Annotated in this window: 11 protein-coding genes; 3 read left to right on the top strand and 8 right to left on the bottom strand. The window is 73.1% G+C overall.

Annotated elements, in window-relative coordinates; translation table 11 throughout:
- Nucleotides 1-105 precede the first annotated feature (105 nt).
- The 4 genes from OHA99_RS36460 to OHA99_RS36445 form a co-directional block, all read right to left on the bottom strand.
- Nucleotides 106-1,971 (bottom strand): ricin-type beta-trefoil lectin domain protein, encoded by a 1,866-nt coding sequence (locus OHA99_RS36460; protein WP_331727885.1) that lies wholly within the window; start codon nt 1,969-1,971, stop codon nt 106-108.
- A gap of 222 nt (nt 1,972-2,193) precedes the next feature.
- Nucleotides 2,194-3,708: an MFS transporter gene (locus OHA99_RS36455; protein ID WP_331727881.1), complete on the bottom strand. Its 1,515-nt coding sequence runs from the start codon at nt 3,706-3,708 to the stop codon at nt 2,194-2,196.
- Between the two features lie 369 nt (nt 3,709-4,077).
- Nucleotides 4,078-4,716, bottom strand: coding sequence for a cysteine dioxygenase family protein (locus OHA99_RS36450; RefSeq protein WP_331727878.1), 639 nt, complete (start codon nt 4,714-4,716; stop codon nt 4,078-4,080).
- Between the two features lie 131 nt (nt 4,717-4,847).
- Nucleotides 4,848-5,753, bottom strand: a complete 906-nt coding sequence (locus OHA99_RS36445) for a LysR family transcriptional regulator (protein ID WP_164386837.1) — start codon at nt 5,751-5,753, stop codon at nt 4,848-4,850.
- 79 nt (nt 5,754-5,832) lie between these two features.
- On the opposite strand from OHA99_RS36445, the gene OHA99_RS36440 reads away from it, so the two are divergent.
- Nucleotides 5,833-6,372: a hypothetical protein gene (locus OHA99_RS36440; protein ID WP_164386838.1), complete on the top strand. Its 540-nt coding sequence runs from the start codon at nt 5,833-5,835 to the stop codon at nt 6,370-6,372.
- 44 nt (nt 6,373-6,416) lie between these two features.
- Here OHA99_RS36440 and OHA99_RS36435 read toward each other — a convergent pair whose 3' ends face one another.
- Nucleotides 6,417-7,379, bottom strand: a complete 963-nt coding sequence (locus OHA99_RS36435) for a helix-turn-helix domain-containing protein (protein ID WP_331727871.1) — start codon at nt 7,377-7,379, stop codon at nt 6,417-6,419.
- Between the two features lie 70 nt (nt 7,380-7,449).
- Here OHA99_RS36435 and OHA99_RS36430 point away from each other — a divergent pair, with 70 nt between their 5' ends.
- Complete coding sequence (locus OHA99_RS36430) at nt 7,450-8,739, top strand: MFS transporter (RefSeq protein WP_331727868.1); 1,290 nt, start codon at nt 7,450-7,452, stop codon at nt 8,737-8,739.
- 178 nt (nt 8,740-8,917) lie between these two features.
- Nucleotides 8,918-11,098 (top strand): SGNH/GDSL hydrolase family protein, encoded by a 2,181-nt coding sequence (locus OHA99_RS36425; protein WP_331727866.1) that lies wholly within the window; start codon nt 8,918-8,920, stop codon nt 11,096-11,098.
- A gap of 64 nt (nt 11,099-11,162) precedes the next feature.
- On the opposite strand, the gene OHA99_RS36420 is transcribed toward OHA99_RS36425, so the two are convergent.
- The 3 genes from OHA99_RS36420 to OHA99_RS36410 form a co-directional block, all read right to left on the bottom strand.
- Nucleotides 11,163-12,254: an NAD(P)/FAD-dependent oxidoreductase gene (locus tag OHA99_RS36420; RefSeq protein WP_331727864.1), complete on the bottom strand. Its 1,092-nt coding sequence runs from the start codon at nt 12,252-12,254 to the stop codon at nt 11,163-11,165.
- A 132-nt stretch (nt 12,255-12,386) separates the two neighbouring features.
- Nucleotides 12,387-14,222: a sugar-binding domain-containing protein gene (locus OHA99_RS36415; RefSeq protein WP_331727862.1), complete on the bottom strand. Its 1,836-nt coding sequence runs from the start codon at nt 14,220-14,222 to the stop codon at nt 12,387-12,389.
- A gap of 110 nt (nt 14,223-14,332) precedes the next feature.
- The gene (locus tag OHA99_RS36410; RefSeq protein WP_331728228.1) at nt 14,333-17,389 is read right to left on the bottom strand and encodes a glycoside hydrolase family 38 C-terminal domain-containing protein; all 3,057 of its coding nucleotides are present in this window, start codon (nt 17,387-17,389) and stop codon (nt 14,333-14,335) included.
- Between the last annotated feature and the right edge of the window lie 76 nt (nt 17,390-17,465).

The following is a 17,465-nucleotide window of genomic DNA, read 5'->3' as shown; positions in this document are numbered from 1 at the left end:
AAGCGGCCGGCTGGAGGAGAGGGGCCGCGCGCCGGCCGCCTCGTGAGGTGGCCGGCGCGGGCTGCGTCTTTCACCCTCTCCTCGGACCGGGCCGGGCCGGGCCGCTCAGGCGACCGGCCTGACCGTCCAGCGCTGGTTCTGCGACCCGTCGCACGAGGCGATCTTCACGCGGCTGCCCCACGTGGTGCCGGGGTCGGCGGTCTCGACGCACTTGTTCGTTCCCTGGGCGACGATCTCGCCCGCGTCGGTGACCGTGAAACGCTGGTTGGCGCCGCCGTCGCACTCCCAGATCTGGAGCAGCGTCCCGTCCGCGGTGGCCCCGTCCGGCACCTCGAGGCACCGGCCCAGCGCCTGCACCGTGCCGCGGGAGCCGACGTACCAGTGCTGTGCGGCCGAACCGTTGCAGCCCCACAGCTGTACCTTGTTCCCGTTCGCCGGGTTCGACGACGGGACGTCCACGCATGTGCCGCGGCTGTCGACGATCTCGTTGACCTGCGGGTCGCCCCCGTTGTCGTGGCCGGAGACCGTCCAGCGCTGGGCGATGGACTCGTTGCACGCGGCGATCGACACCCGGTCGCCGTCCGCGTTCTGGAGGCACTTGCCCGTTTCCTGGGCGACGATCTCACCCGTGCCGGAGAGGGTGAAGCGCTGGTTGGCGCCGCCGTCGCACTCCCAGATCTGGAGCAGCGTCCCGTCCGCGATGGCCCCGTCCGGCACCTCGAGGCACTTGCCCAGCGCCTCGATCGTCCCCCGGGAGCCGACGTACCACTGCTGCGCACCCGAGTCGTTGCAACCCCAGAGCTGCACCTTGTTCCCGTTCGTCGAGTCGCCGGACGGGACGTCCAGGCACTTGCCCGCGGAGTGGGCGATCTCGCCGGTGTTTCCGCCGTCCAGCGTCTCCGCCCTACGGTAGATCGTCTCGGCGGAGCCCCGGAGCGGCGCGTAGTACTCGCTGCCGCCCGCGCTCGCCGAGATGGCGCCGACCGCGTGTCCGGAGCCCGTGGCGGGATCGAAGTCCGCGAGGAAGGGGCCTCCGCTGGAGCCGCCGGTCTGCACGCAGCCGATCCCCAGCATCGTCGAGTCGGGGCGTCCCTCGTCCGCGTACTGGTCGCCCTCGCAGTGGTTCATCCACTCGCCCCTCCCCTCGGCCTCGGAACCGCCGTATCCGAAGGAGTGCACGCGCATGCCGGGCGCGGCGGTGTTGAAGGACAGCCCCAGGCCGCCGACGATGTCGCCCAGGGGGCGGGTGTCGTACCGGGACACGGCGACGAAGGCGTAGTCGTAGTTGAGGTTTCCGCCGCTGCTCACGTAGTCCGCGTCGTGGAGGAGTTGGGCCGCGGTGAACGTGCCGAAGGGGCGCTTCCCCTCTTCGTACCCGGGAACGAAGACCCAGTTCCGGTACACCTCCCCGGTGCTCGCGTCGACGACGCAGTGGCCCGCGGTCAGGAGGGTCGACTTGTTGGCGCTGTTCACCGCGGACGCCGAACAGGTGAACAGCCCGCCGTCGGCCCGGCTGAAGAAGACCCTGCCCGCCGTGCGCGCGACCAGGCCGCCGCCGGTCCACCGCGTCGGGGAAGTGGCGTCGGCGGACGCTTCGGACGTCGACGCGGACACGGACGACGACGTGGACGCAGACGCCGACGTAGATGTCGCGTGCGGGGAGCCCTTCGCCCTGAGCGGGGGTATCTCCACGGCCGGTCGCCCGTCGTCGCTTCCTGCGGAGGGTCTGCTGTCCGGCTCCACCGATCCGGTGGCGGGTGGCGTGGCCTCCCGCGCGCCCCGCATGCGCTCCGTGGACCAGAACGACCGGGCGGCCCGCTGTTCCTTCCCGGACACCGAGGTGGTCTCCACGCGGACCGGTGCGGTGTCCGGGAGCGGCGTTGGGCCGGGGGCGGCCTGGGCGACACCGGCCAGCACTCCCGACAGGCCGAGCGCGAGTGTTCCGACATAGACGGCAGTACGTTTGAGCAACGGATACTCCGAGTCTGGGGATCACCGGTCGCACCGCCTCGCCGTGGCGACGGGACGGCGCTCGACCCCCACAACGTCCGCCGTGGTGAACGGGTTCAGGGTCGGCCCGGTGTCTTTCCGGCCGACGGGAACGGGCCCGGTGCCGACGACGTCGTCGGTACCGGGCCCGTCACTCGCACCCCACCCCGTCCCCACAGGTGGGTGCGAGCCGCCACATGCCGCCTACATGTGGACGGTGGGGGCGGCGTCCGGGTCCGCCGTGGCGATCCCGCGTCGGAAGAGCAGCGCCGTGATCAGCGCGCCCGCGGCGAAGAGCAGGGCCGACCACATGAAGGCGGTGGTGTAGGAGTCCATCGCGGCCTGGGCCTGGACGAGCTTGTCGGCCGGGTTCCTGCCGACGAGGTAGGACGTGGCGGCGCTCGCGGCGAGGGTGTTGAGCAGCGGGGTGCCGATGGAGCCGCCGATCTGCTGCATCGTGTTGAGGGAGGCACTCGCGACACCGGCGTCCTCGGTGGCCACACCGCTGGTGCCGACGCTCATGGACGGGGCCATGACCAGGCCGATACCGAGGCCGGTGACCAGGAGCGGCGGCAGGACGTTGGCCGCGTACGAGCTGTCCAGTCCCAGGGTGGTCAGCCAGAACATGCCGACGGCGCCGAGCGCCATGCCGAGGGGCACCACGATCTTCGGCCCGACGAACGAGAGCAGGAAGGTGGTGGACATCGTGGCCGACACCATCAGGGTGGCGACCATGGGAAGGAACGCCAGGCCGGTCTGGATCGCGGAGAAGCCCAGGCTCAGCTGGAGGTAGTAGGTGAGGAACAGGAACACGCCGAACATTCCGGCGCTGGCGACCAGCAGTGCCGCGAAGGCGGCGCCACGGTTGCGGTCCAGGAGCACACGCAGCGGCAGCAGGGGATGCGCGGCCCTGGTCTGCCACCACGCGAACACGGCCAGCAGGGCGGCTCCGGCGGCCAGGAAGCCCCATGACAGCGGCGAACTCCAGTCGTGCGACTCGGCGTTGGAGAACCCGTAGACGATGCCGAACAGGCCCGCGGTGACCAGCACGGTGCCGGGGATGTCGAGCCTGGCGCCGCGGTCGCGCTCCGTGCGCTCGAGCAGCAGCCAGCCGCCCACGATCGCGACCACGGCGATGATGAGGTTGACGTACAGGGTCCAGCGCCAGTTGAGGTACTCGGTGAGCAGGCCGCCGAGCAGCAGGCCGACGGCCGCGCCGGAGCCCGCGATGGCGCCGAAGATGCCGAAGGCCTTCGCCCGTTCCTTGGCGTCGGTGAACGTGGTGGTCAGAAGAGAGAGAGCGGCCGGGGCGAGGAGCGCGCCGAACAGGCCCTGCAGCGCGCGGCCGGTGACGAGCACCTCGAAGTTGGTGGCGGCGCCGGCTATCGCGGAGGCGACCGCGAATCCGCTCACGCCCACCAGGAAGGCGGGCTTGCGGCCGAACAGGTCGGCGATCCGGCCGCCCAGCAGCAGCAGACTGCCGAAGGCGAGCGAGTAGGCCGTGACGATCCAGGTGCGGCTGCCGTCGGAGAAGCCGAGGTCGGCCTGGGCGGTGGGCAGGGCTATGTTCACGATGGTCGCGTCCAGCACGACCATCAGCTGGGCGAGCCCGACCATGGCGAGGATCCACCATCGGCGGCCGGACGGGGCGCCGTCGGCTTGGTCACCGCCCTTCGGGAACGGGGTTGCCTCCGGCGTCGCGGCGGCTGTCTGGGACATGGGGACGTCCTCCAGTCCTTGGTGGGAGTAGGGGGTGGACGAAGACTCACGAAACGAAACGGTTTCGTATCATCGCAGAGTACGTCCTGCCCCGGACGAACCAAGACGCCCGGATCATCCCCAACGGTGTGATAGCGGCCACATGGCTGCGATGTGGCGGATTCCGGAGAGCGAGCCGTGCCGTCCGGCCGGTTCCTCCGAGGTCACCGCGCCGGTCAACACCGCAGGCAGCGGCCCTGCCGGAGGCGCCACGCCCGCGCTCCGCCCCGCGCGCCACGACGCGTCGAGCGGGCGGCGGCGACGGGGCACCGCCTGTCCGGACCGCGCGAGAAGCAAGGTGGAAGCAATCCTCGCGCGGAGCCGGTCATGTCATACGTCGTCCTCCGGCTCCCGGTAGACGCGGCGGATGCTGGTGCCCAGGCGGGTGATGTCGGCGCCGTAGACGTGCAGGGAGATCGCCTTGCCCGTGCCGCCGTTCCAGACCCGGTGGATGTCACCCGGCGGTGCGAATCCGCACACCTGGCCCTGCTCGTTGACCACGTCCCGGGTGGCGACCAGTCGCCCGGCGGGGTCGCCGGGGATCAGCTCGTACCGGCGCTCGTGCTCACGGCCCTGGTGCACACCGGTGACACACCAGGAGACGTGGTCGTGGATGCCGGTGCGCTGGCCGGGCAGCCACACGAGGGAGACGATCGAGAAGCCGCCGTCCTCCTCCGCGTGCAGGACGTGCTGCCGGTACCGGTCGGCGTCACCCTCGCACTGACGGCCCGTCAGCAGGTCGGCGGCGCCGAGGTGGGGTGCGAGACGGTCCCCGACCAGGCCGGCCGTGCGGTCGGGCGGCAGGCCCCGGCGGACGACGGCCCGGATCTCGTGCACGAGGTGGTCGAGACGGTCCCGACGGCCGGGGTGGTCCTGGTGGTCGGGGTGGTCCTGGAGACCGGGGTGGTCCTGGGAGCCGGGGCGCGTGGACACCCCTGTACGGGTGGTGGTGCTCCGGGAAGAGGTCATGGCGCCCAGCGTCCGGATCGCCCACGACCGCGTCCAACGACGGTTTCTTCGGTTCGGCCCAACGAGCGCTTATGGATCGGTGTACGGCGGACATCTGCTCCTCCTTCCCGTGCCGGGTGCCGGGCGCCGGGTCAGCAGCCCACCCGCCGCTCGGCGACCTTCCTGACCGTGTCGACCACCAGGGCGGTGGCCGGAATCCGCAGGTGCTCGCGCAGCACGTACGCCGAGATCCGGCGGCGCAGGGCCGGCTGGAGGGCCCGGCCGGCGACGCGGTCGAGCCGGAGGAAGGACAGCACGAGGCTCGGCACCACGGCGACCCCCAGCCCCTCGGCGACCAGCGACTGGGTGACCAGACCGTCGTCGGTGGTGAAGGCGATGTCGGGGGCGAAGCCCGACTCGGCGCACTCGTGCAGGAAGTTGGTGCGGCAGCGTGCACAGCCGACGATCCAGCGCTCCCCCGCGAAGTCGGCGAGCCGCACGGCGCGCCGCCGGGCCTGCGGATGGCGGACCGGCATCAGGACCGTGAGCTGGTCCTCCAGCAGCGGGATCTCCACCACGTCGTCGGGTACCGTCTCGGCCGGCCGCGGATAGGTGAAGGCGAGTGTGACGTCGCACTCGCCGCGGGCCAGGCGTGTGAGGGAGTCGGGGGGTTCGTCGTCGAGCAGGTCGACCCGTATCCCGGGGTGACCGGCGGCCAGTTCCGCCAGTGTCTCGGGGACGAGGGTGGCGTTGGCGCTGGGGAAGCCGCAGAGCCTGACCGTGCCGCTGCGCAGCCGGGCGATCGCCGTGACCTGCTCCTCGGCCACGGACAGGCTCTCCAGGATGCTCTCGGCGTGCCGGGCCAGGGTCTCGCCGGCCTCGGTCAGCCGCATCCGCCGCCCCACCCGGACGAACAGCGGGCTGCCCAGCGACCGCTCCAGTGCCTTCATCTGCTGGGTGACCGCGGGCTGGGTGTAACCGAGCAGTGCGGCCGCCCCGGAGTACGTGCCGACGTCCACCACCGCGTGGAAGGTTCTGATGTGCCGGGAATCGAACACGCATCCCATCATAAGCGGAAGTTGGGTCGGCCCGGGGGTGGCGGACCGCCCCGCGAACGCCCTTGACAGGATGCGGGACATGAGAGGCACGACGCCCAACACCCGAGCCGCACTGGCCATGTCCCTGTCCGCGGCACTCGCCCTCCTCACCGCCGGCTGCGCCGGTGCCGGGGACGACGCCCGGCCCTCCGGAACCACCGCGTCCGCCGGACAGACCCCAGGCATCGCCTCCGCCCCCGGCCGTGTCACCGTACGCGTCGCCGGCATCGACCTGACCGTGACCGACGCGGTGGCGCACCTCGGCCCGTCCGGCGGCACGCTGAGCATGACCGTGCGGAACAACGGCACGGTGCCCGAACACCTCGGCATGGTCGGCACGTCCGCGGGTGGCCGGGGCGAACTGGTCGGCGCCGAGGGCACGGAGGGCAGCGGAGCCCTGACCACCGCGGGCATTCTGCTCCGGCCCGGCACCACCGTCGCCTTCGGCGGGGGCGGCGGGCCGAGTGTGAAGCTGCCCCGGGCCGCCCGTGACACCGGCGGGCAGCGCACGCTCCCCGTCACGCTCCAGTTCGGGGTGGCCGGGCTGGTCCACCTCGACGCGCGCGTCTCCGACGGCTGAACGGCGGCTCTCCCCGGCAGGCGTCAGGCGTCAGGCGTCGGGCATCAGGCGTCGGCGTACGGTGCCCCGCGGCCGAAGGCCCTGCGGTACGCGGTGGGCGTGGTGTCGAGCGCGCGCCGGAAGTGCAGCCGGAGGTTGGTGGCGGAGCCGAGGCCGCAGTCGCGGGCCACCACGTCGATCGGGCGGTCGGTGGTCTCCAGCAGTTCGCGCGCCAGCCCGAGCCGCGCGCCCACCAGCCACCGCAGGGGCGTCGTGCCCGTCTCCCCGGCGAACCTGCGCATGAAGGTGCGCTCGGACATGCGGGCGTGCCGGGCCAGCCGGGGCACGGTGAGCGGCTCCCCCAGGTGTTCCAGCGCCCAGGCCCGGGTCCCGGCCAGCGCGCTGTCGCCGCGGTCCGCGACGGGCGCGGGCACGAACTGCGCCTGGCCGCCCTCGCGGTGGGGAGCGGCGACGATCCCCCTGGCGATCCCGTTGGCCACGGCGGCGCCCAGGTCACCGCGGACGATGTGCAGGCACAGGTCGATGCCGCAGCACATGCCGGCCGAGGTCAGGACGGCTCCCTCGTCGACGTAGAGCACGTCGCGGTCGACGTGGACGGCCGGGTGCTCCCGTTCCAGTCGGCCGGTGTACTGCCAGTGCGTGGTGGCGTGCAGCCCGTCGAGCAGGCCGGCCTCGGCCAGCACGAAGGCTCCGGTGCAGATGGACACCACACGCCTGCCCCGGGCGTGGGCCGCGACCAGCGCGTCGAGCACCTCACGGGGGAACGGCGTCGGCGGTGGCCCGGGCGCGAACCCCGGCACGATCAGCGTGTCGGCCGTATCGAGCCCCTCCAGGCCGCTCGTCACGGCCATCGCGAAGCCGTTGGCCGTGGGCACGGAACCGTCGGGCCCGCACACGAGGATCTCGTACGGGGTCTCCGGACGCGGGGCGAAGATCTGCAGGGGGATGGCCAGGTCGAGCGGAGCCATCCCCGCCAGCGCCAGTACGGCCACTCGGTGCACGGACATGGCAGCATCCTAGCGAGAGGGGGCATTTCTGCCACTCGTGGCGGCGACGCGGTCCGGCAACCCTTGTGCCATGAACGGATCCGCTGCTCCCCGGCGTACCGGCCGAGGTGGCCTGTTCCTGCTGGGCTCGATCGTCGTGTCCCTGCTGGCCGCCTCCAGCGCGCCCACGCCCCTGTACGCGACGTACGCGGACGCCTGGCACTTCTCCCCGATCACCACCACCGTCGTCTTCGGTGTCTACGCGATCGCCGTACTCGCGTCCCTGCTCGTGTTCGGGCGGGTGTCCGACCACCTCGGCCGGCGGCCCGTGCTGCTGACCGCGCTCGCCCTCCAGACCGTCGCGCTGGCCGTGCTCGCCACCGCGCACGGCGTGGACGCGCTGCTGCTCGGCCGGGTCCTCCAGGGCGTCTCCACCGGGGGCGCCGTCGGCGCGCTGGGCGCGGCGATGCTGGACGTCGACCGGCACCGCGGTGCCGTCACCAACGCGGCCGCACCGGGCATCGGCACGGGCAGCGGCGCGCTGCTGTCCGGGGTGCTGGTGCAGTACGCGCCGGCCCCCACGCACCTGGTGTACCTGCTGCTCGCCGGTGTCTTCGCCGTCCAGGGCGCGGCCGTGCTCCGGATGCCGGAAACCGTCCGCCGCACGCCGGGCGCGCGCGCCGCGCTGGTCCCCGGGATGGCCGTGCCGTCCGGGCTGTGGGGCACCGTGCTGGCGGCGGCGCCGATCCTCTTCGCCACCTGGGCGCTGGCCGGGTTCTACGGCTCTCTCGGCCCCGCGCTCGCGCGGCGGTTGTCCGGTTCCGACTCGTCGGTGGTGGCCGGACTCGGGCTCTTCCTGCTGACGGTGGCGGCCACCGTGTCGGCCGCCGTTCTCGGCCGCGTCCCACCGCGCAGGGCGATGGTGCTCGGCATCGCCGTGCTCATGGCGGCGACACTCGCCGCGCTGGCCGCGGTCGGGGCGGAGTCCGCACCGGGGTTCTTCGGCAGCACGGTCGTCGCCGGCATCGGCTTCGGCGCCGGGTTCCAGGGCGGCCTGCGCACCGTCGTCTCCCGCGCGGAGCCCCGCGAGCGGGCCGGCCTGATGTCCGTCCTCTACGTCGTGAGCTACCTCGGCATGGGAGTGCCCTCGGTCGTCGCCGGTGTCCTGGTCGTCCACGGCGGAGGGCTCGTCCCCACCGCCCTCCTGTACATGTGGGCCGTCCTCGCGCTGTCGGCCGCGGCCCTCGTCGGCCTGCTGCTGACCAGCCGGTCACCGCGGCCCGCCGGCACGTCGCCCACGGCCGGCCCGGCCGGGCGAGCCTCCGCTCCCGGCGACGCCGCCCACCGGGACGCGGGCGCCGTGTCCTCGGGGGGCCGTTGACCGGATCCGGCGGCCCGGCCGGCTCGTGGGCGACGTCGACTCCTGGGCGGCGTCGGCTCCAACGGGCCTTGTCCGCACAGGGGTTGACCGCCCGAGGCGGGTCCGGATAGCTTGCACTGAACGTTTGACAACGTTGTCTTCCCTCAGGCGCACCACCCGTCTCCGAAGGGAAAGTCCCATGCGAAGATGTGCGACGCTCGTCGCCCTGCTCCTGGCCGCCGCGGCCCTCCCCCTCTCCTCCGCCGTCGCCTCCCCCGTCGCGTCGTCCGTCCACGGGACACAGGACGCGGCGGATCGGCACGGCTGGACCGGCACCTGGGCGGCCGCGGCGAGCGGCACCGTGAGCGACACCGGATTCGCCGGGTACACCATCCGCAATCTCGTCCACACGAGCATCGGCGGCGAGCGGATCCGCGTGAAGCTCTCGAACGCCCTCGGCACCCGGCCCGTTCTGTTCGCCCACTCGACGGTGGGCCTGCAACGTGTGCCCGGGAGCGCCGCGATCGCGCCCCGCTCCCTGCGCGACCTCACCTTCGACGGGCACCGGACCGTGACCGTCCCGGCGGGTGCGGAGGTCTACAGCGACCCGGTCGACCTTCCCGTCGCCGAAGCCTCCGACCTCTTCGTCACCACTTACACCCCCGAGCCCTCCGGACCGGTCACCCAGCACGGCACCGGTCTCGCCACGTCCTACTACGCCACGGACGGCGAGGACCACGCGGGCGACCTCGACGGCGGCGGACTGCCGTCGACGACCCAGTCCTGGCACTACGTCACCGAGGTCGACGTCCGGCCGGGCCCGGCCGATGCGTCGGCAGGCAGTGGTGCCGTCGTCGCCCTCGGGGACTCCATTACGGACGGCCTCGCCTCGACGCCCGGCACCAACCGGCGCTGGCCGGACCTGCTGGCGGCACGGCTGCGCGCGAGTCACGGCCCCGTCTCCCGGCTCGGTGTCCTCAACGCGGGCATCAGCGGAAACCGGGTGCTGAGCGAGGGCGGCGGGCCCAGCGCCACGGCCAGGCTGGAGCGGGACGTGCTGCGACGGGCGGGTGCGCGGACCCTGATCGTCCTGGAGGGGATCAACGACATCCAGCAGATCCCGCGCGAGGGGGACGCGGACCGGATCATCGCGGGCCTGCGGGAGATCGCCGACCGTTCGCACGCCGCGGGCCTGCGCGTGCTGGGCGGCACGATCACGCCGTTCAAGGGCTGGGGCTCGTACAGTCCGCAGCAGGAGGCCGCCCGCACGTCGGTGAACGCCTGGATCCGCGACGGCGGCGTCTTCGACGCGGTGGTCGACTTCGACGCGGCCGTACGGGACCCGGCGGATCCGCACCGGATGCGGGCACGCTACGACAGCGGGGACCATCTGCACCCCAACGACGCCGGCCTGCGGGCCATGGCCGACGCCGTGGACGCGCGTACGCTCGGCAGGCCCGGCCCGGTACCGCCCGCGCCCGGACACCGCCCCGAGCGCTCGCTCTCCATCGCCGCCGCACCGCGAGGGGCCGTCGCGCTTGCCGGCCGCGCCTCCACGGTGTCCTTCGTCGCGCGGGCGACCGTCCAGGGTGCGGGCACGGTCCGCGGGACGGTCACCGCGACGCTCGGCGAAACGGAGTACGAGCACGCCTTCGCCGTCACCAGCGGCGGCCGGTTCGCACAGGTCGATGTGGCGCAGGACATCGCCGTCCCGGCGGACCTGGAGGCCGGTAAGCACCCGGTCCGGTTCACCGTCCGCACCCGTGAGGGCCGCAGTCGCACGACCACGGCCGTACTGGATATCCGCCGGCTGGGCTGTGGTCCGTCCGACGATTCCTGCCCGCTCGACCTGACCGGCGTCCACGACCGCGACTCCATCGCGACGGCCGACCGTCCCGACGACGGCGACTTCGACGGTCTGGGCTGGAGTTACGCGGCAGAGACCCTGCCCGCCGCCGGGCCGTCGGTCCTGGCCGGGGCTCCGTTCGTGTTCCCGTCCTCGGCCGAAGGCGTCCGGAACACGGTCACCGCCATGGGCCAGACGCTGGCCCTGCCCGGCGTGCGGGCCCGGGAACTGCACGTGCTGGGCGCCGCCTCCGGCGGCACGGTGGAGGGCAGCGGCACCGTCACCTACGCCGACGGCTCCACCGCCGCCCTGCCCCTGCGGTTCAGCGACTGGGCGGGCGGCCCGCAGGCCGGCGAGACCGTGGCCGTGGCGGCGCCGTACCGGTACCGCGCCGGCGCGGGCCGCGACGGGCCGCCCGTGAGTATCTACGCACGTGGCGTGCCCCTGGATCCGAACCGCGTCGTCCGTTCCGTGACGCTGCCGGACGACGTCCGGTTGAAGCTGTTCGCCGTGACGCTGGACCTGCGCCGCTGAGAACCCCGTCGCCCGGCTCCTCTCCCCCTTCGGGAGAGGAGCGAAGGCTCCCGGGCACCCGTGCTCAGGCCCCGGCCGCGTCGCGGAAGGCCTCGAGATCGGGCAACCCGTTGGCGGCGGCCTCGGCGCTGCGGGGGAACATGGCCTGCTCGTACTCGGTCAGGGCCCGCTCGAGGTCACCGGGGTGCGCGGCGAGGGCCGCACCGAGTTCGGCGCCGTCGAGCATGGCCAGGTTGGCCCCCTCGCCGTTGGGCGCCGCGAGGTGGGCGGCGTCGCCGAGCAGGGTCACTCCCGGTACCCGGTCCCACCGGTGTCCGGCAGGCAGGGCGAACAGGGGGCGCAGGACCGGTGCTTCGTCGCTGTCGGTGATCAGCGCCGTGAGTTCCGGCGCCCAGCCGTCGAACTCCCGGGCGATGCGTGCGGTGGCCGCGGCACGGTCGGTGAAATCGACGGCGGCGAACCAGTCCTGCGGCTCGGCCAGTCCCACGTAGGCGTGCAGGGTGTCGTCCTTCTCGCGGTGGGCGAAGATCTCCCTGCCCGGTGCGGTGGCGACCAGCATCCCCGCGCCGACCGTCTTCGCCGCGGCCGGGTGCCGTACGGCGGCGTCGTACAGGTAGGTCTCCACGACCGACTTGCCGAGGTACTCGGGAGTGGCGGCGGACAGCAGGGGCCGTACCCGGGACCAGGCGCCGTCCGCGCCGACCAGCAGGTCGGTGACCAGGGTGTCGCCGTCGCAGAAGGCCACTTCGTGGCGGCCTCCGCCGAGGGGGCGGACGCGGTCGGCCTTGCGGCCCCACCGTACGGTGCCCGCCGGAAGGGAGTCGAGCAGGATCCGGCGCAGGTCACCGCGGTCCACCTCGGGGCGTCCGCCGGTGCCGTCGTCCGCCTGGTCCAGCACCACGGTCCCGTCCGGCGCGAGGACCCGCATCGCCTGGCGGCCCTCCAGGACGGCGGCGCGGAACGCGTCCGTCAGACCGGCCGCCTCGAGGGCGAGCTGCCCGTCGCCCTCGTGGATGTCGAGCAGTCCGCCCTGCGAACGCGCCGTCGGGGAGGACTCCGCCTCGTGGACCGTGACCGGGATGCCGTGGACGTGCAGGACACGGGCCAGGGTGAGCCCGCCGAGTCCGGCGCCGATGATCGTGACGGGGGTGTGCATGATGGCTCCTTCGGGAGGGGCCGCCGGGTGGACTCCGGGGCCGTGATCCGGACGATGCCGGGGCGCACCGACATCCGGCCGACCGCACCGACAGATCACCGACAGATCACCGACACCACACCGGGACCTTCTTCAGCGCGCCGGACGCTCGGCGGCTTCGATCGCCGCGGGGCGGAGCTGGGCCGCGCGGATGCGCCGGGTCTCGAACTTCTCCGACCGGTCGAAGGCGTAGACGCCGTTCTGTTCCTGGAAGACGTCGGTCAACTGCGTGTAGCAGTACCCGAACATGTCCGGGTGTGCGAGCAGTACTCCGACGAGTCCCTCGAAGCGGGTGTGGAACTCCTCGACGTCGCGCACCCGGTTGCCGTACCCCCAGGAGGTGGCCTCCGACTGGGGACGGTCCGCCTCGGCCGGGTTCCACCAGATGCCGCCGAACTCGCTGACGAAGAAGGGCTGGCCGCGGTAGCCGACGGACCAGGACTCGCCGGTGCCGTCCGCCCGGTTCACGTAGGGCTCGCCGGCGCCGAGTGCGGCGTGGTTGGCCGCGAACGTGTCCGGGTCCTGTTCGTAGTCGTGGCTGTCGAAGACGTCCGACTCGGTGATCCGGTGCGCGTACCCGGAGGTGTCGAGCACCGGGCGGGAGGTGTCGTGGGCCTTCGTGGCCAGGAACATCGCGCGCATCACGTCGTCCAGGGCGGTGATCCGGTCCCCGTACTCCTGCCAGGTCTCGTTCATCGGGCACCAGCCGACGATCGCCGGGTGGGAGTGGTCCCGGTCGAGCACCTCCAGCCACTCCTGGACGTACGAGGCGTCCGGCCGCTGGTTGGTGGACTGCCCCTGGCCGGTGTTGCAGCCCCAGTCGCCGAACTCGCCCCACACCAGGTAGCCCAGCCGGTCGGCGTGGTAGAGGTAGCGCTCCTCGAAGACCTTCTGGTGCAGCCGGGCCCCGTTGAACCCGGCCGCCATCCCGAGCTGGATGTCCCGGACCAGGTCGGCGTCGCTGGGCGCGGTCATCAGCCCGTCCGGGTAGTAGCCCTGGTCCAGCACCAGCCGCTGGAAGACGACCTCGCCGTTGAGCCGGATCTGCCTGCCGGTGACGGCGACGCCGCGCAGACCGGCGTACGACTCCACCCTGTCGACGACCCGCCCGACCGCGTCCCGCAACTCGATGTCGAGGTCGTAGAGATGCGGGTCCGCGGGCGACCACGGGCGGATCCGCTCCGGCGGCAGCACGAGGCTCAGCCGCGGTGCGAGGTCCAGGTCGGCGCGGACACCGGCGCCGGTCACCTCACCGGCGGCGTCGCGGACCGTGACGTGGACCGTACCGCCGGGCAGGTTCGCGGAGAGCGGCACCTGCACGTCGAAGGCCCCGGCCGCGAGGTTGGGCGTGATCCGCGGACGGCGGACGGCGACCCGGGGCACCGGTTCCATCCAGACGGTCTGCCAGATGCCCGTCGTGCGGCCGTACAGGGGCCCGTTCGGCGCGTAGGCGGCCGACTGCTTTCCCCTGGCCTGCGGCGCGTCCGGTTCGTCCCGGGCGCGCACGACCACGGGCACCGGCGTCCCTGCGGGAGCGGCGTCGGTGATGTCGACGCAGAAGCCGGAGAAGCCGCCCCGGTGCCGCCCGGCCTCGATCCCGTTCACCCACACCGTCGCGTCGTGGTCGACCGCGCCGAAGTGCAGCAGCACCCGGCCGCCCCGCCAGTCCGGCGGCACGGTGACCGTACGGCGGTACCAGACCGCACGCATGAAGTCCTGCTCCCCGACGCCGGAGAGCGCCGACTCCGGGGCGAAGGGCACCAGGATCTCACCGGCCAGCTCCCGTTCGAGCAGGCCCCGCTCCCGGCCGGTGTCGGACCGGTCGATCTCGAACTCCCAGGTGCCGTTGAGGTTCAGCCAGCGGTCGCGGCGGAACTGCGGCCGCGGATACTCCGGCCGGGGCTGGTCGGACGACCGGTCGAGCGCCATGGGGACAGCCTTTCCGTCGGGCTCCTCGGCGGATGGCGCCGGGAGCCGGTGGGGTGTGTGCTTCGGCCGGTGGCATGAGAGGGGAGAGGGCCCCTCAGACCCTCAGACCCTCAGGCCACCGGGGCGCGGAAGCGCAGGGTGAGCAGTTCGAAGGGGCGCAGCTCGAGCGCGACCTCGCGGCCGGGCGTCGACGCGCGGACCGCCGTACCGTCCACGGCACGCTCCAGCAGGTCGGTGGCGACGGCCTCGCTCCAGGAGAACGCGGTCCGCACGCTCGCGCGGGAACGGTTGCCGTGCGCCTCGTACAGGCGCACCACGAGGTCCCCGGAGCGGTCCTCGGCGAGCTTGACGCTCTCCACGACGACGGCGCGGTCGGTGACCTCCAGCAGCGGCTCCACCGCGGGCCCCGGCACCGTGCGCGGGGGCAGTTGCAGGGCGTACCCGTCCGCGACGGCGTCGGGTATCCCGCCGGGGCGGAGGCTGACGGAGAAGGTGTGCCGTCCCTGGTCCGCGTTCGGGTCCGGATAGCGGGGGGCGCGCAGGAGCGACAGCCGGGCCGTGGTCATGGACCGGCCGTCGGGGGTCCGGCCGCCCCGGATGTCGTGGCCGTAGACCACGTCGTTGGCGATGGCGACGCCGTAGCCGGGCTCGCCGACGTGGATCCACCGGTGCGCGACGGTCTCGAAGCGGGCCGCGTCCCAGGAGGTGTTCCGGTGGATCGGCCGGTGCAGATGGCCGAACTGGATCTCCGAGGTGGACCGGTCCGTGCGGATGTCCAGCGGGAAGGCCAGCTTGAGCAGCTTCTGCGACTCGTGCCAGTCGATGTCGAAGGCGTAGTCGATCCGTCCCTCGCACAGCCGGACGGACTGGGTGAGGACCGTCCGCCCGCGTTCGTGCCGCACCACGACCGCGTCGTCGACGATGTCCACGGCCACCGGTGCGAGGAGGTCGGTGCCGCTGCGCTTGTCCTCGTCGTTGATGTCCCAGGCGTCCCACTCGCGCGGTGTGTCGCGGAAGAGCTGGAGGACACCGCCCGCGACACCGGGCGGCAGCAGTTCGCGGTCCGCGCGCAGGTCGCGGACCGACACGAGCGTGCCCCGGTCGTCGATCTCCACGTGCAGCGCCCCGTCGTCGAGCACGATCCGGTCGTCCCGGCGCAGGGGCCGGGCCGCCGCGGGCGCCGTCACCGGTCCGACGCCCATCGCCGGTACGCCGTGCCGGGGGTAGGGGCCGGCGTTGGCTGCGATCCGGGTGGCGTTGGCGGCGGCCGGAACAGTGTCGTCGGCAGCCGGGGCGGCGTCGGCGGCGACCGGGGTGGCGTCGTCGGCGACCGGGGCGCTGTCGCCGGTGTTCGCGCGGAGCGCGTCGAGCGCGGTGGTGATCAGCGTCTCCAGCTCGCCGGCCACCCGCTCGTACTCCGCTTCGGCCTCCTGGTGGACCCAGGCGATGGAGGTGCCCGGCAGGATGTCGTGGAACTGGAGCAGCAGCACCGTCTCCCAGACCCGCCGCAGCTCGTCGTAGGGGTACCGGGCTCCCTCGCGGAGGGCCGCGGTCGCCGCCCACAGCTCGGCCTCGCGGAGCAGGGCTTCGCTGCGGCGGTTGCCGCGTTTGCTGCGCGCCTGCGAGATCAGGGTGCCGCGGTGCAGTTCGAGATACATCTCGCCGACCCACACCGGCGGCTCGGGCAGCTCCGCCTCGGCGGTGCGGAAGAAGCTGCCGGGGTCGTCCATCCGCACCCGCGGCGATCCGTCGAGGTCGCGCTTGCGTTCGGCCGCGGCCAGCATCTCCCGGGTGGGGCCGCCCCCGCCGTCGCCCCACCCGTACAGGCCGAGGACGTGCCGTGCCCGCCCCTTCTGCCGGAACGACCGCTCGGTGCGCGCGAGGTCGGCGGCGCCGAGGTCGGAGTTGTAGGTCTCGGCCGGGGGGAAGTGGGTGAAGACCCGGGACCCGTCGATGCCCTCCCAGTGGAAACTGGAGTGGGGCATCGGGTTGGTCTCGTTCCAGGAGGGCTTCTGGGTGAGGAAGTACCGGGCGCCCGCGGCCCGGGCGATCTGCGGCATCGCCGCGGTGTAGCCGAACGAGTCCGGCAGCCACACCTCGTCGCTCTCCACCCCGAACTCCTCGGCGAAGAAGCGCTTGCCGAGCACGAACTGGCGGACCAGTGCCTCGCCGCCGGGCATGTTGGTGTCCGACTCGACCCACATGCCGCCGACCGGCCGGATCACGCCGTCGGCCACCGCCCTGCGGACCCGTTCGAACAGGCGCGGCTGGCTCTCCTTCAGCCAGGCGTACTGCTGTGCCGAGGAGGCGGCGAACACGAACTCCGGGTGGCGTTCGCTGAGATCCAGCACGTTGGCGAAGGTCCGCGCCACCTTGCGCACCGTCTCCCGGGTCGGCCACAGCCAGGCGCAGTCGATGTGCGCGTGGCCGACCGCCGACACGATCAGCGAGCTGTCCGGTGCGCGGCCGGCCAGCACCGGTGCCAGGACCTCCCGGCCGAGCGCGGCGGTGCCCGCCACGTCCTCGGGGTCCATGACGTCGACCATCCGTTCCAGGGCGTGCACGATCTCCGCCCGCCGCGACCCGTGCGCCGGCAGGACGTCGACCAGTCCGTCGAGCGCGGTCACGTCCTGGAGCAGCTCCCACACCTCCTGGTCCCGCCACGCGACCGACAGCTCGGTGAGGCGGTACAGCGGCTGGTCCCCGGCGGTGGCCCTGTCCCCCATCACGGTGGGTTCGTAGGCGTAGGGCACCTGGACGATCGGGTTCGCGGCCGCCTCGACCAGCAGCCGGAAGGGCCCGGGATCGGGCAGCGGGACCCAGGAGTTGTACGGCTCGATCGCCTTGAGGATCTCCCCGTCCGGCCGGTAGACCATGGCCTCGGCCTGGAAGCCCGGCTGGTCACCGGTGAATCCGAGATCGACGAGGAGCTCGGCGCTTCCCCCCGCCCAGTCGGCCGGCACCTCGCCGCGCACGTCGAACCAGGTCGTGTCCCAGGGCCGCCCCCACCGCCGGCCGACCTCGAAGGGCAGATACGGCTGCGTCACGGCGTCGGCGAACGGTACCGGTTCGCCGCCGACGGTCCACGCGGTGATCCGGGTCGGACGCCTCTCGCGGTGGACGGCGGGCCGGATCCGGTACGTGGTGAACCGCCGGACCCGGAGCATCGCCAGCGCGGTGGCGTCGAGCTGCACCCGGCCGTTCGGATTGTCGTCAACCAAGGGAGCGTCTCCTCGTGCGTGT

The sequence above is a fragment of the Streptomyces coelicoflavus genome (genome assembly GCF_045041415.1).
Taxonomy (GTDB): Bacteria; Actinomycetota; Actinomycetes; order Streptomycetales; family Streptomycetaceae; genus Streptomyces; species Streptomyces coelicoflavus.
Note: the sequence above shows the minus strand (reverse complement) of the source record. Positions and strands in the feature narration are given on the sequence as shown.

Excerpts from the sequence above, each read along its gene's own strand:
- OHA99_RS36420 (WP_331727864.1), bottom strand. The coding sequence starts at position 12,254 with ATGCACACCCCCGTCACGATCATCGGCGCCGGACTCGGCGGGCTCACC.
- OHA99_RS36435 (WP_331727871.1), bottom strand. The coding sequence starts at position 7,379 with ATGTCCGTGCACCGAGTGGCCGTACTGGCGCTGGCGGGGATGGCTCCG.
- OHA99_RS36440 (WP_164386838.1), top strand. The coding sequence starts at position 5,833 with ATGAGAGGCACGACGCCCAACACCCGAGCCGCACTGGCCATGTCCCTG.
- OHA99_RS36425 (WP_331727866.1), top strand. The coding sequence starts at position 8,918 with ATGCGAAGATGTGCGACGCTCGTCGCCCTGCTCCTGGCCGCCGCGGCC.
- OHA99_RS36430 (WP_331727868.1), top strand. The coding sequence starts at position 7,450 with ATGAACGGATCCGCTGCTCCCCGGCGTACCGGCCGAGGTGGCCTGTTC.
- OHA99_RS36455 (WP_331727881.1), bottom strand. The coding sequence starts at position 3,708 with ATGTCCCAGACAGCCGCCGCGACGCCGGAGGCAACCCCGTTCCCGAAG.
- OHA99_RS36415 (WP_331727862.1), bottom strand. The coding sequence starts at position 14,222 with ATGGCGCTCGACCGGTCGTCCGACCAGCCCCGGCCGGAGTATCCGCGG.
- OHA99_RS36410 (WP_331728228.1), bottom strand. The coding sequence starts at position 17,389 with ATGCTCCGGGTCCGGCGGTTCACCACGTACCGGATCCGGCCCGCCGTC.
- OHA99_RS36450 (WP_331727878.1), bottom strand. The coding sequence starts at position 4,716 with ATGACCTCTTCCCGGAGCACCACCACCCGTACAGGGGTGTCCACGCGC.